The organism is Trichodesmium erythraeum IMS101 (genome assembly GCF_000014265.1).
In the GTDB taxonomy this organism is placed as follows: domain Bacteria; phylum Cyanobacteriota; class Cyanobacteriia; order Cyanobacteriales; family Microcoleaceae; genus Trichodesmium; species Trichodesmium erythraeum.
The window spans coordinates 5,562,840-5,577,319 of record NC_008312.1 but is presented as its reverse complement, the minus strand read 5'-3'; the positions used below and the strand labels follow the sequence as shown (position 1 = coordinate 5,577,319).

Below are 14,480 nucleotides of genomic sequence, written 5' to 3'. Positions count from 1 at the left end.
AATCAAACCAAAACTTTGAAACATTTGCTATTAAGCCGTCTTTGGGCTTCAGTTACTAAAAAAACAATTAATCTTATTAAAATTAATAGCAATAGTTTTTTAAAATAGATATATTTATTTCTGCTTAATGTTCATAAATCGAAGATGGAGGCTACTTAAAAATTACATCTTTGACCCAATACAATTTATTTTATATTTTTCAATTTTTCTAATTGTAAAATAAAAAAAACTCACCCTTTTTGTCGTACTACTTATATCAAAAACAGTTTATTCATAATATTTTTTACCTCTCAATTAACCTCTTTATACTTGAATAAAATGTTGAACATTTTTCCAACCATTAACCATATAATGTGCAGGTATAAAAACTGAAATTATTATTCCTATTTTTAGAAAATGACTATTATTTTTTTATGGAAAACGTCAATTTAATTTAAATTATTACTTACCTATTCTATCTATTAATATAAAGTAAGTTTATTTTTTTTACAGCAATTAAATAATCATTATTTTTTTTGCAATTAATTCAGTAGTCTTTTTCTAGAAATGTAAAGAATCTATCACAGAAAAACTATTATTTAGTAAAAAATTACTTATAAATGCCTTAATATTGATAAATTTATAAACACTTTTTATTTGCCAATAATTTTAAGTACAAAACAATCCTACTATCTTGATTAAATAATGAAATTATTGAAACAAACTTTTGTTAAATTTTGTTAAAATTATTAATAGTGTTTCGTCAAATTTTGCCATCAAAATCCACCCACTTTTGCAAAAATAAATCACCCGTAGATAATTGTCTTGCCGATTCATCAAAGTTCTAAAGTAACTCAAGAAAAATTTCCTTTTTATTTATCTTATTATTGTTGAATATGATGGTACTCTTTCAGGATAAATATTAAAAACTTATATAACCATTAATTGATTAGCTAAGGCAAAATATCCGATAACACTATATTATGTATATCAACAAAAAATGCAACAAATAGTAATTACTAATATTAACCATAATTAATATATTTTACCCTTAATATTTGCGTAAATAATTGTTTTTTGAATATTTTTAATTAAAATATTTATATACATAATTTTATAAAAAAATAGTTGACTAGTAAAAATTTTAATACAAAGTCAAACTATTTCTTTTATTGATTTTAAACCTCAAATAAAACAGCCCTACTCTCAAGAGGAGTAGTTTAGACTGGCATCCACTGTAGTGCCTACCTACTCCTATAGTCAAATTACCACTTTTTCTCAGATCCGAAACATCTAAAATCAGGCTAAATTCTTGAGTTATCTTCCTTTGAGAATATTTTTGCATAATTTCTCAATAACGTTCATTGATTCGATATATTAATTTGTTTTGCCTTCTCTAATGATATAGACAAAAATCAAGACTTGTGGCAACCTCTAATTGAGAATATAATTCGGGAATAAATTGCAGATAGGCAAATGACCTGAAAACTTATCAATTATGTCTGTTAATTTTGGCGTAACTATGATTTACCAAACCCCCAATTTACACTTATGCTAAACGCACAAACAATAATTTCAATTTTATTAGTATTTGTTCCTATTTCAATAGCTGCTAATGCTATGGAATTGGGTTCATCAGTAATTTTTATTACATCTGCTATAGCAATTATTCCTTTGGCAGGTTGGATGGGTACAGCAACGGAAGAAATTGCAGTCGTTCTAGGTCCTAACTTAGGTGGTTTATTAAATGCTACATTTGGTAATGCTACAGAATTAATTATCGGTATTATTGCTTTAAATGCTGGTTTAGTAAGGGTAGTTAAAGCAAGCATTACCGGTTCTATAATTGGTAACTTATTGTTAGTAATGGGCCTCTCAATGTTTTTAGGTGGACTCCGTTTCAAAGAACAAAAATTTCAGTCAGTAGTAGCTCGCTTAAATGCTTCAGCAATGAATTTAGCTGTAATTGCTATTCTAGTACCAACAGCAGTGAATGCTACTTCCAATGGTATTAGTAGTAATACAATGCAAAATTTGTCTGTCGCAGTAGGAATAGTATTAATTACTGTTTATATACTTACCTTACTATTTTCCATGAAAACTCACTCTTACTTATATGAAGTTGGTATAGTAGGAAGTGAATCACAGGATTTAGATTCTGATAGTGAATCAGAAGAAAATGCCGAACATAAACCTAATTTGTTACTGTGGATTTTAGTGTTATTAATAGCAACTTTAACAGTAGCATTTGAATCAGAATTATTGGTTGATTCTTTAGAAGAAGCTACTTCTGCATTAGGATTAACTGCTTTATTTACTGGTGTAATTGTAGTACCAATTATTGGTAATGCTGCCGAACACGCTACAGCAGTAACTGTTGCCATGAAAAATAAAATGGATTTATCTGTAAGTGTAGCAGTTGGCTCTAGTTTACAAATTGCGTTATTTGTGGCACCTGTATTAATTCTGACTGGTTCATTGCTAGGTCAACCAATGGATTTGAATTTTAATCCTTTTGAATTAGTAGCAGTAGTAGTAGCAGTATTAATTGCTAATTCTGTCAGTTCTGATGGTCGTTCTGACTGGTTAGAAGGGGTTTTATTATTAGCAGCTTATACTATTTTAGGACTGGCCTTTTATTTTCACCCTGTAATTAAAGGATTGAGTTAGACTTTATAATTAATTATACTTTAGCAACACATAAGTACAAAATAGTATCAAACCATTACATAGCAATTGTTTGATATTCTCATCTACTTGTTTCCATTTTTGTATTTTGTTTGAGCCATGTTTAACAATAGCTGCATATTTCTTTTTTCCCTCAACCCTTTGAAGTCATTTTCGTACTATAAAAATGTCAAAGTACCGTTAATGCTAATTCACTTACAGAATTTTCTGAGGCGGGTGAAGTATAAAGTTTTATCACTTTAGTAAATATTCTATTGTTCTTTCCTATGGACATTGCATCAGGGTGTCCCTACTCACTCGGTTTTTAATGAGAAAACAATAATTTTCTATTTCATTGAAGTTAGAAGAATATGGTGTTAAATATTCAATCCTACAAAAGATATGGTGGTAAATATTCAATTCTACAAAGGAGCAGTCATATCTTTCCTAGATAATTTTTAGAGTATTATGTCCTAATAATATTTGTCGATTTTCAGAAGAACTTTATCATTAGTAATCATTAGTAGATTCTGTAGAATTTAAGTCTAAGACTAGATTAAAAATTTAATAATTATAAACCAGAATTAAGGAATTAACAGGTCTATAATTGTGCCAATGAAGGTTAAGATCATCTATGTAGCCTATTGAGTTAAAGTCCCACGATAGCTTTTGAATAAGAGGTGCGGGTGGTTAATTATACGCCCCATCGACTCTAACAAGTTATGAATCTGTGAAGTCCTCAATTGTTTTCTTATATATCCAGAAAAATATGACTATTAACATTTGTGTAAATAAATTAACTTTTGCAACTAGACACTAGATATTTTGTAGATCTTTGTTGAGAATTTTGGAGAAAATTAGAATTTAGACAAAGCTTCATATGTTACGTAGCATAAAAATACTACATAATAATATCAACCTCTATAGGACTTAGACATTAATACTATGTGTGGCCTATAATTACACCATTATTCTAGACCTTCTAACTACAATTACTATAATTAATTGCATAAGTCCTGATCTATATATCATTGATGAAAAGCTCTAAACAATAGTTTTTTTTGATAGATAGAGATAAAAACTATTGCACTTTTAATTTTCATTTACGGGTGCGGCAGGATTCGAACCTGCGACTCGCGACTTAGAAGGTCGCTACTCTATCCAACTGAGTTACGCACCCAATCATTATTTAATATATTAATACTATATCTTAAAGTTATTATACTTGGTTAAGATAATATCGGCTTTAAAGAAAAAGAAATAAAAATTTTATTTACTTGGAAGATTTTTAATCTAGCTACAATCATTGAAATTAACTAAATACTTTTCCATATCTAATTATTGTCTATTGACTATAGCATAAAATATTTATAATACCAACTGTCAAAAAAAAGAATGTCACGAAATAGGCAAGTCCATAATTGATATTCAATTAATCAAATATTAGTCCCCAGGAACTGACATTCTTCTACTCCCATTAATCATAGATATAATATTCAATTATAGCTTTATGCAACTAACTTATCAACTAAGCTGTAACTTAAGTGACAGATATTGATATGTCCACAAGCATTGCTCGTTTCTAGACTATAAAATTTAAGATTTTCACACTCTAGTTATATCAACTCTCATTAATTTGGGCATAATAAAAATGTTATTCTCTATCTTGAAGTTGAATATTCTAAATTCTAGCCTATTGCCTAATGTTCTTATATCTACCTTCGGTAGAGAAGAGTAAGTAGGAAATAGGGTATGGGGTTTCAGTTGCAATATAGACTTAAATGCAGATAAAAATCTAGCTATAGCAGAGGGCTAGATTTGTGCTCCACTAAGGCGATCGCTTATAAAGCCTTTGGAGTAATGACTCCCCACACTGCCAGAATAAAACAGAAAAAGAAATATATAGTCAGTCAAATAATCATAGATTGTGTACTGATTTTTGTAGAGTCGTTTCTGAGAAAGAATTACAATTACACCAAGATACCCCAGATAATAGATAATGATGAGAGTCTAATTAAAGTGTCATGTTTATTCTCAAAAGGCAAGATGTTGAAATTACAAGTATTACACACCCAAAGCGGGATCAAAAGATCCCTATTCTTAGTTATCAAGGACAAACGTTTCGCTTAATCAATGTTTTTAAGGGAGAACAAGCGGAAGAAGCGAGAGCTTTCTGGCGAGATTTAACAGATAATCATGGTAAGGCTTGTGTTTTGCTAGAAGAGCCTGAGCGATATAGTGTTTGGGTTAAAATTCGCTTGGATCAACTTGCTAGCGAAGACTCAAAAGAGAATAAAACTGTTGCTTCTGCTTGTATTCAGGGTTGTTTGTTGTTGGTACAAGCAGTTTACTTTGATGTAGAAGATTTATTGGGCAATAGACAGGCTAAATCTTTTCAAAAGGATTTTAGTAAAGTCCTTCAAGGGAAAAATTTTCCTGATGCAGATTCTGCGAATGCAATTAAAGCTTTATTAATAGACGATCCTCTGACAAAATTACGACTACCTTCCTGGCAAGAAGGTCATCTTTATACTTTACTACAAGAGGTCTATCGTTTAGGGGAAGAATATTTTGGCAATTCCAATTTTGCTGAAGGTATTGACGAAATCCTAGAACCTATGGATACTCCTGAAAGAACTCAGTTTATGAATTGGCTAAATCAATTCCCTGAAGGTAAACAATGGGCAATTAAGTAATCTTTATAGCTTGTGAACAGAAGTCTGAGTTTTTGATGAAAATTAAATAAATATGGAGGTTAACCTAAGTATAGCTTTACTACATAATTAAGTATTATTAAAAAGTTAGTTTGAGAGCAATGTCTGTTTTAGAGTAGAGATGAAAACTAGCTATCCGTTTTGTTTTTGCATACATAAACTGGTATAAATACTAAAATATTTCTATTTTTTGATAAAATTAATAAGGATATTTCACTTCAGAAAAATGTATATTTTTCAGGAAATTTTAGTCTGTATAAATACTAAATTAGTTGTCATTCCGATATTCTTATGTGAATAGCACAAAAAATTAAGTAAATTTAGCTTATATTGTGTTGGAGAATTATCTTTTAAAGTGAGTTTTGCCATGGACTAATTTAACTTTGTAAAAGTATACAGAAATAATAATTACTATAGAGTTTTGAGTTCTTCTTTGACTGTTAACCATGGGGAATATTCTTATGACGACAAACTCAAGGTTGGGTTGAGGTTTTATAGGCCTCTATAATTTCTTGTCATGATCATAAAACTTGATGCTAGTTAAATCCCTTATCTCCAGATCTATTTTTTGTCTGGAACTGCCCCTCTGCGATTAGGTTATAAATAATGACAAAATAAAAGCTCTATTCAAAAAAAACAACTAAAAAGTCACCGGATGGGCGGGCGAGACTTTACTTTTTACCAAATTTTTCGCTAAATTCACGCAGCAGCACAACTAATACTAAGAACTATAATTGAATCATAATTATCTTGTTATGATGTTGTTACAGATTAAATGAATAATTCCTTGATATAAAAAAACAAATGTCAACTATAAAAAAATTAACTTTAAGGATTTTGCTAAAATTAACTAGCTGGGATTATAGAAGAGGAGAAGAGTCAAATGGATAATGATATTAATAAAGTTGGTCGAATAGTAATCAATCATTAGCTGATAAAATTATATGAGATAGTATTGAGATGTTTAAACAGCAGATTTAATTAATGTTAAAAGGCAAAAATACTGTATATTTTATAGCCTATAAACCCTTAAACCTAGAATTATTTTTTCTAATTTATAAATCTATTTTATCCTGATTAAAATTATCTTTATCTCGGAGGAAATAAAACTACAATTGTTGAGTAATAGGGATAAAATGTTTGTTGACAGTAGCCCTTAATCAGAATATTTCTATGAGCAGCACTTCAAAAAAATTATCTACTCTTACTAAGTCCTTATTTTCAGCTCAGATTATTGTAATGACAGGTCTTATTTGGGGTGTATTAGCCCTATTATTTTTTCTATTATTTAGTGTACCTCTACCAGGAGAAGAATTACCATCCTGGTACTCTGTTGGCACCTATATATTTGAACTAGGGGCTTACTTAATAGCCACTATAATTAGCTTCAGAAATTGGCAAAGTCCTCAAATGGTTAGTGGCCGAAATGTTTGGATTGGTATTAGTTTAGGATTATTATTTTACTTTATTGGTGGTCTTGTGTTTGGCTGCTGGGAATTAATCTGGGAACTGGACCCAGATGTATCATTAGCAGATATATTTTACGTTTTTTCCTACATATTTTTAGCTTGGGGTATGACTCTAGCTATAACTGCCAAAAAGCTAAATTTAGAATTTTGGCAGTGGGTGGTTTTGGCTTTAGTCGCGGCTGGAGGAGTTCTTTTGGCTATTTTTGTAGCTGACCCTTCGTTTTTTGGTTTATTGTCTACGCCAGATACTACGGTTTTGGAAGAGCTAGATACAATAAAAATAGAATCAGCTCAATTAGCTCCATCTTGGGTACTTGCTCTAGATAATAAATTAGAACCTTTTTCTTTTTGGTTGAATTTATTCTATATTATTGCCGATGTATTTCTACTAATTATTGCCACAGCTCTACTTCTAGCCTTTTGGGGAGGACGTTTTTCTCAGTCCTGGCGGATGATTGCTGGCGCTACATTTTCATTATACATTGCTGATATGTATTTTAAGTGGGCAGATTCCCAGACTACTGGAGAATATGAAAGTGGAGGTCTCTTAGAGGTATTTTTTGTATTTACTGCAATTCTATTTGCAATAGGTGCAGTGCTAGAATACGATATCTCAACTCGTTCCCGCCAAAGTAGACGTAGTAGACGCAGCAGTTCTTCTTAAAACTAAAGTATCTTCTCTAAACCATAAATGAGCTTGGTTAAAGATTGGACTTTACGAATGGCTAACAAAACTCCAGGCATATAGCAAGACCTATCTGTTGTATCGTGTCGTAAAGTGTAAATTTGGCCAGGTCCCCCAAATATTACTTCTTGATGAGCAATTAAACCTGGTAAACGTACACTATGGATACGAATTCCTTCTTCTGCTAAACAACCTCTGGCCCCTTCTATTTTCTCTGTTTCTTCTACATTAGGTACATTGTAAGTTTTTCCTAGTTCAGATAACATCTGTGCTGTTTTAATGGCAGTGCCACTAGGGGCGTCAGCTTTTTGATTGTGGTGCAACTCAATAATCTCTACATGATCAAAATGCTTGGAAGCAGCGATCGCTGCTTGTTGGAGCAAAACCATACCAATAGAAAAGTTGGGAATTATTAACGTACCAATACTGGCTTTTTCAGCAAACTCGGCCAAATCTTGAATTTGCTCTTGACTCAGACCTGTCGTTCCGACCACAGGTCTGACTCCATAAGCAATAGCAGAACGCACATTTTCATAAACGCTATCTGGGTGAGTAAAATCAACCATTACGGCAGGTTGTTTCTCTTGAGCTGCCATTACTAAAATTCCCTGCAAATCATTTAGAATTGGTACTTCTAGTGGACCAGAACCAATTAGCTCACCAATATCTTGACCGATATACTCTGGCTGGCACTCTATTGCGCCCAACAGAGTCATATCACTAGCATTTGCTACAGTTTTTATTACTTCACGACCCATCTTACCTGCAGCTCCACAAACAATCACAGGAGTGGAAGTTTGGCTGATCATAATTTTAATTAATACTGAAAATGAACATTTGCATTGAACTACCCCTCACTCAATCCAATAACGAGGAATTTCTCTCACCCTTTCTTGTCTATAGTTACTTTATGCTTCCGCAATTATAGAGAACTATGGAACTCGGCACCTTAAGAGATTTTCTGTTGCTTATTTGGGTAGAGTCTATATTTTATAACATTTTGAAAAAAGAATATTACAAACTAAGTATCATAAAATTCTTACCATCTAGAGAACTATTCTGAATTCAGGCATTTTTAAAATTGGTATTACAGGTTTTGTCACAATTGATTCTATAGTAATAGTCGCAGGGGTTATCTAGTTTACTTATGCATCAATATTCCAATTGACATCATGCTGCTGTATTCAAACATAGCGATATTCTCTGACATGATTGACAAAGACTTTCTATTTCTTGAGCACCTAATATTACCTAATATTTAAGATGTATTCTCAGATAGTCTTATAGTTGCTCCAGAGAATGATACTGCGAGTTCAAGTCCCAAAATATTTTTACTGAAATATTAGGTTTAAAGCCTAGTTTACTGATGGAGCGTACTCCTTTTTAAGTATTTATTACTTGCTGATTAACTCTTCAAGGTATAACATTTGAAGTGTTAAATTGCAATATTGATTGGTTTTCATCCCAAGACTCCTGTTTCGGTGAGCACGGGTTTTCAACCAAAATTGAGATAAAAATTAGTAATTATAATTTAGAGTATACAGTGAGTTCAACCGTTAAAGCCAATAAAAATGTAAATACATCTGTGAAATCAGCCGTTCCAAGAAGTAGAGCTGTTTTCCCTTTCACCGCCATTGTCGGTCAGGAAGAAATGAAACTGGCCTTACTATTAAATGTAATTGACCCCAAAATAGGGGGGGTAATGATCATGGGTGATCGGGGTACAGGTAAATCTACCACTATCCGTGCATTAGCTGACCTGTTGCCAGAAATTAAAATTGTTGTTGATGACCCTTTTAATAGTGATCCTTATGACCCAGATTTGATGAGTGATTCTGTGCGAGATAGATTAGTAAAGCAGGAAGAAATTCCGATTTTTACAAGAAAAGTCCAAATGGTGGACTTACCATTGGGGGCGACGGAGGATCGGGTATGTGGTACTATTGATATTGAAAAAGCTTTATCAGAAGGGGTGAAAGCTTTTGAACCAGGTTTACTCGCAAAGGCTAACCGTGGTATTTTGTATGTTGACGAGGTCAACCTTTTGGATGACCACTTAGTTGATGTCTTGCTTGACTCGGCGGCAAGTGGCTGGAATACTGTGGAAAGAGAAGGTATTTCTATACGCCATCCGGCTCGTTTTGTCCTTGTAGGTTCGGGAAACCCAGAAGAAGGGGAATTACGACCTCAGTTACTGGACAGATTTGGAATGCATGCTGAAATCCGAACTGTCAAAGATCCTATCTTAAGAGTTGAAATTGTTGAACAACGTTCAGCTTTTGATCAAAATCCTCAAGGGTTTTTAGGAAAGTATACATCACAACAGGAAGAATTACAAAATAAGCTTGTAGATGCTCAACAAAAGTTGACATTTGTGGAAGTTGACCATGATTTACGGGTGAAAATTTCTCAGGTTTGTTCTGAGTTAGATGTAGATGGTTTACGGGGAGATATTGTTACTAATCGTGCTGCAAAAGCTTTAGCTGCTTTTGAAGGTAATACAGAAGTGAGTCTTGAGGATGTTGGTCGTGTTATTACTATGTGTTTACGGCATCGACTACGAAAAGATCCTTTGGAAAGTATTGACTCTGGTGATAAGGTAAAAAAAGTTTTTAATAGAGTTTTTGGATTGGCAGAAGTAGAACAATAGTTTGAGAATTAATATAATTGTAGTCTAGTTTTTTTAGGGAAAAATGGATTTAGAAAAGCGGGTTTTTCGAGGGCAAAAAATTAATCATATAAAACTAAAATTTTTATGTTTTCTAGAATTATACCGCTTTTTGCAATAGGGGTTTTGAGGAGTTGGGGCAATAGTTTTGGATATTATTTATAGTTTTTGAATTATTACAGACATTTGGTTATACTGTCATATTTAATAATTATAATACCAAATTTTTTAAGTATGGCTAAATATTATACTCAAGAATGAAATCATACAATCTTATTAAGATTAAGTAATATAGTCTAAGTTGATGAAATTGGTAGAAAAAATTTGTATCAGACCTTCTCCAGAATATAATTAAATCATGGGTGATTTTTAAGATTATCCAAAATATTAAATCTTTTAATAGAGCAATTAGCAGTTATTATTCTGGGTAGTTCTGCTGATAAATCAGAAATTTAGTTGTTAAGAAAAAGCTTAGTCTATTTAATGCTTTTTCTACCCATTTACTATAAAAATTTTGTTAATTAAACTATTTATATATATAAATCAATTTTTATATTTTTATTTTTACTTTTGTGAAAGTAACTAATTTATCAATACTAAGGTGGAGTTTTTCAATTTAATTGTGGCAAGTTTACTTTTTTTGAGTTTTTAAGTAACTACTGAAGAGAGCTTTTGAAATCTTGACAAGAATTAAAAACCAACTTAAAAAAAACTAATGAATTGGCTGATACTAGATTATATTCAGAGTTTGCCGATAAAAAAAATTATGAGCAGCTATCTACTGGGATAATTAAAATTTTATGGTACTCTTTGAAAGATTTTATTTTAGCTATGCAAAGAACAGAATGTCTATATTTTATTCAAAAGTGGAATATTAAAAAACCACCATTTATTAATCATCAACTTATCAGCACAAATAAATTTTTTCAAATGCAAACAAGAATCTCAAATAATTTATTCATGGTGATATTTTTGTTTATTACAGCTATTATTGTTTGGGTTATTATTTTTTATTTTAGATAAATAAGTTTCCACAAATTCGGAGTTAGATAAGAACATAATGTCTATATTTTATTCAAAAGTGGAATATTAAAAAGCCACCATTTACTAATCATCAACTTATCAGCACAAATAAATTTTTTCAAATGCAAACAAGAATCTCAAATAATTTATTCATGGTGATATTTTTGTTTATTACAGCTATTATTGTTTGGGTTATTATTTTTTATTTTAGATAAATAAGTCTCCACAAATTCGGAGTTAGATAAGAACAGAATGTCTATATTTTATTCAAAAGTGGAATATTAAAAAGCCACCATTTACTAATCATCAACTTATCAGCACAAATAAATTTTTTCAAATGCAAACAAGAATCTCAAATAATTTATTCATGGTGATATTTTTGTTTATTACAGCTATTATTGTTTGGGTTATTATTTTTTATTTTAGATAAATAAGTTTCCACAAATTCGGAGTTAGATAAGAACAGAATGTCTATATTTTATTCAAAAGTGGAATATTAAAAAGCCACCATTTACTAATCATCAACTTATCAGCACAAATAAATTTTTTCAAAATAGTATTATCTCTCAAATGTCTCAGCTTTATCGAATAATTCTGACTCAAATAACTACCTTACATATTCGAGGTGTAAGACGTATTTCTCAACATTATGGCAAAAATTATTATACAAGAGAAGCTAATGAACTATTGATAGGAACTGGTATATTCATATTTGTTATTGTGACTTGTATCTTTTCTCCTAATCTAAATTTTTCCATGACTTCTCGCCATAATTCAATAGATAAATAAATAAATTACACAGCTTTAAAAAACTTACTGTTATCTGATAAATTTAAATAAGCAGACGAATAAATACTAAGAATATTACTTTCATTAGTAGGGCGAGAAAAAAAGTACTGGTTTGATTTAGAAGATATCAAAAATATACCTTGTAGAGACTTAGATAAAATTAATTAATTTTGGATTAACTATAGTAATGGCAAATTTGGATTTAGCATTCAAAAACAGATCTGGATAAAATTAGTAGGTAAACCAGGAATTTACAACGTGGCGATCGCTGATATATTTATCAAGGATATATTTATCAAGTAAGTAGGGTGGGGCGAGAAATATAAAAGATATAAAAATATTACATATAAAATTTTAGCCCTTTACGGATATCTCCCCTTTAGAGTTACTTCTCATGTTTGGAATTTTGCCCCTCCTTATGTAGGGAAAAAACTAGAAAAATGTAATATTTGATAATAGATTTATAATTATATCCTGTTCTCTCTCAACAGTAGATTTACTATAAGAATTAAAAGTCTAAAAATGGAAAAATTAATTCTCGGATTAGATCCAGGTTTAGCGGTACTAGGATTTGGATTAATTAAGTGTATTTATAATTCAAAAACAGAAAAAATAGATTCTACTTCTCTGGTTGATTTTGGGGTAATTAAAACTACAAAAAAACAAGAAATGGGGCAACGTCTCGTCACAATATATGAAGATTTACATACTATCCTAAATAACTTTAAACCAGACTTGGCAGCTACAGAAAAGTTATTCTTTTATCGTATGGGTAATACAATTTTAGTTGCCCAAGCTAGAGGAATTTTAATATTGGCATTAGCACAAAATGAAATTCCATTAATTGAGTTTACACCCGCACAAATTAAGCAAGCAGTAACAGGTTATGGCAATGCAGATAAATATGATGTGCAACAAGCAGTAGCAAGGGAATTAAATTTGGAGGAAATTCCTAAACCAGATGATGCTGCTGATGCTTTAGCAGTTGCTCTAACAGCAAGTTGGTTAAATTAAGTCACATTTTAACCCCACGCTTTATGTTGAGTAACTTTGGCTTGAAATAGGACTTTCAAGATAGATTCTGGATGGGGCGGATAGTAATATATTCGTAACTCCAGCTTTGTTAACCGGAAAAAATAGATGATTGTGATCCTTAACACATTATAATTTTTTTTGACAAAAGAGAATACTATTAAGTCAAAAGTCTAACAAATATTTAAAATTAACTTCACACTTGATCAAATTGTGAGTTAAAGTAAATAATTGTAAAGAAATATAATTTTTTTATTTCTTTATTTAGTTAAAGTATCTATTGTCCACCTTTTGGATTAAAAAGAAACAAAATGATAAAGTTTTTTTCAAAAAGTTTTTTTGTCTCAATTGCATCAATCTTCCTGGCATTATCTACTCTGGCTCTAACTCCAACAGTTGCCCAAGCTTATAACAATCCAGATTTACTACCTAAAGAGCAAACACCAATAATTGACCTAGCCAGGTCGTTAACAGAAATTCAAGAAAACTTACTAGCCAAAGACTTAGAGAAATTTGAAACAGAAACTGGTTGGAAACTGAGAGTTTTAACTCAATTCGACCGTACTCCTGGTAGAGCAGTTAAAGATTTTTGGGAACTTGATAGTAAAAGTGTATTGTTAGTAGCTGACCCCCGTGGTGGTAATATCCTTAATTTTAATGTGGGTCGCGGTCTTTACCAATTCCTTCCCAGGACATTTTGGGTAGAGTTGCAAACTCGATATGGTAATCAATTTTTTGTGCGAGACCAAGGTGAAGATCAATCTATTATTCAATCATTAGAATCTATCAAAACTTGTTTACGCCAGGGTGGTTGTAATGTTGTACCTGGTTTACCACAGGAGCAGTGGATTTTAACTTTGATTACATCAGTTATTGGCGGAGTAATTTGTGGCTTTGCAGCTCAACCTCGTAAACCAAACCAAGCTTTTTCTTGGCAGTGGGCATTAATATTTTCTCCATTGTGGGGAATTTTGTTTATAGCTTTTGGAATTGGTCCAGTAGTATCAAGAACTTCAGATTGGTTGCCATTGACTCGTAATGTTGTAGGTTTTCTTATTGGTGCCTTGGTTGCTTATCTAACTCCTTTTTTAAATCAATCTTCTCCTTCTGAAACTTAAAATTTAAGGTAGTAGGAAGTAATAAGTACAGAATATATCTCCTCTTCTGTTATTAAAAAAGTTTAAGAAAAATTTCTTGAAATTTAGTATAATATTAATTTACATTAATTAGTTATTGTCAGTCCATGACAGCAACTGTAGCTAAGTCTAAGGAAGCAATCTCAAGTGTAGATGGAAATTGCTTCCTATAGTCATAATTTTGGGCTTTTCAGCAGGATCATAATTGCACCCAATTGCTCAATATTTGCTACAAATAGCTAGACTATTTCTTGGAAGTCAAGGGTTAGGAGTCAGGGTCCATAATTAATAGGTTTGATACCATTTTTTCTGTCATAA

At 31.4% G+C, this 14,480-nt stretch carries 10 protein-coding genes and 1 tRNA gene; 9 read left to right on the top strand and 2 right to left on the bottom strand.

Features of this window, described 5'->3' with window-relative positions; translation table 11 throughout:
- Nucleotides 1–1,530 precede the first annotated feature (1,530 nt).
- Nucleotides 1,531–2,649: a calcium/proton exchanger gene (cax, locus tag TERY_RS17435; protein WP_011613028.1), complete on the top strand. Its 1,119-nt coding sequence runs from the start codon at nt 1,531–1,533 to the stop codon at nt 2,647–2,649.
- A gap of 1,103 nt (nt 2,650–3,752) precedes the next feature.
- Here the strand turns inward: cax and TERY_RS17430 are convergent.
- Nucleotides 3,753–3,826: transfer RNA gene (locus tag TERY_RS17430), tRNA-Arg, on the bottom strand.
- 844 nt (nt 3,827–4,670) lie between these two features.
- On the opposite strand from TERY_RS17430, the gene TERY_RS17425 reads away from it, so the two are divergent.
- Both TERY_RS17425 and TERY_RS17420 read left to right on the top strand, forming a co-directional pair.
- Nucleotides 4,671–5,342 (top strand): Npun_F0813 family protein, encoded by a 672-nt coding sequence (locus tag TERY_RS17425; protein WP_011613027.1) that lies wholly within the window; start codon nt 4,671–4,673, stop codon nt 5,340–5,342.
- A gap of 1,191 nt (nt 5,343–6,533) precedes the next feature.
- A complete protein-coding gene (locus tag TERY_RS17420; protein ID WP_011613026.1) occupies nt 6,534–7,493 on the top strand; it encodes a hypothetical protein in 960 nt (319 codons plus the stop codon).
- Between the two features lie 2 nt (nt 7,494–7,495).
- Here TERY_RS17420 and dapB read toward each other — a convergent pair whose 3' ends face one another.
- Nucleotides 7,496–8,323, bottom strand: a complete 828-nt coding sequence (gene dapB / locus TERY_RS17415; RefSeq protein ID WP_011613025.1) for a 4-hydroxy-tetrahydrodipicolinate reductase — start codon at nt 8,321–8,323, stop codon at nt 7,496–7,498.
- A 776-nt stretch (nt 8,324–9,099) separates the two neighbouring features.
- On the opposite strand from dapB, the gene bchI reads away from it, so the two are divergent.
- From bchI to TERY_RS17395, 6 genes are all read left to right on the top strand, one after another.
- Nucleotides 9,100–10,164 carry a magnesium chelatase ATPase subunit I gene (gene bchI, locus TERY_RS17410; RefSeq protein WP_370495744.1) on the top strand — a complete coding sequence of 355 codons (1,065 nt, stop codon included), beginning with the start codon at nt 9,100–9,102 and terminating at the stop codon, nt 10,162–10,164.
- A gap of 738 nt (nt 10,165–10,902) precedes the next feature.
- Nucleotides 10,903–11,205 carry a hypothetical protein gene (locus tag TERY_RS17405; protein ID WP_044136896.1) on the top strand — a complete coding sequence of 101 codons (303 nt, stop codon included), beginning with the start codon at nt 10,903–10,905 and terminating at the stop codon, nt 11,203–11,205.
- A 570-nt stretch (nt 11,206–11,775) separates the two neighbouring features.
- Nucleotides 11,776–11,994 (top strand): hypothetical protein, encoded by a 219-nt coding sequence (locus tag TERY_RS33430; protein ID WP_155994473.1) that lies wholly within the window; start codon nt 11,776–11,778, stop codon nt 11,992–11,994.
- Between the two features lie 174 nt (nt 11,995–12,168).
- Nucleotides 12,169–12,297 carry a GUN4 domain-containing protein gene (locus tag TERY_RS31045; RefSeq protein WP_081432559.1) on the top strand — a complete coding sequence of 43 codons (129 nt, stop codon included), beginning with the start codon at nt 12,169–12,171 and terminating at the stop codon, nt 12,295–12,297.
- A 219-nt stretch (nt 12,298–12,516) separates the two neighbouring features.
- Entirely contained in the window at nt 12,517–13,008 is a 492-nt protein-coding gene (gene ruvC / locus TERY_RS17400) for a crossover junction endodeoxyribonuclease RuvC (protein ID WP_011613023.1), read from the top strand.
- A 329-nt stretch (nt 13,009–13,337) separates the two neighbouring features.
- Entirely contained in the window at nt 13,338–14,144 is an 807-nt protein-coding gene (locus TERY_RS17395) for a hypothetical protein (RefSeq protein ID WP_011613022.1), read from the top strand.
- The last annotated feature ends 336 nt before the right edge of the window (nt 14,145–14,480 follow it).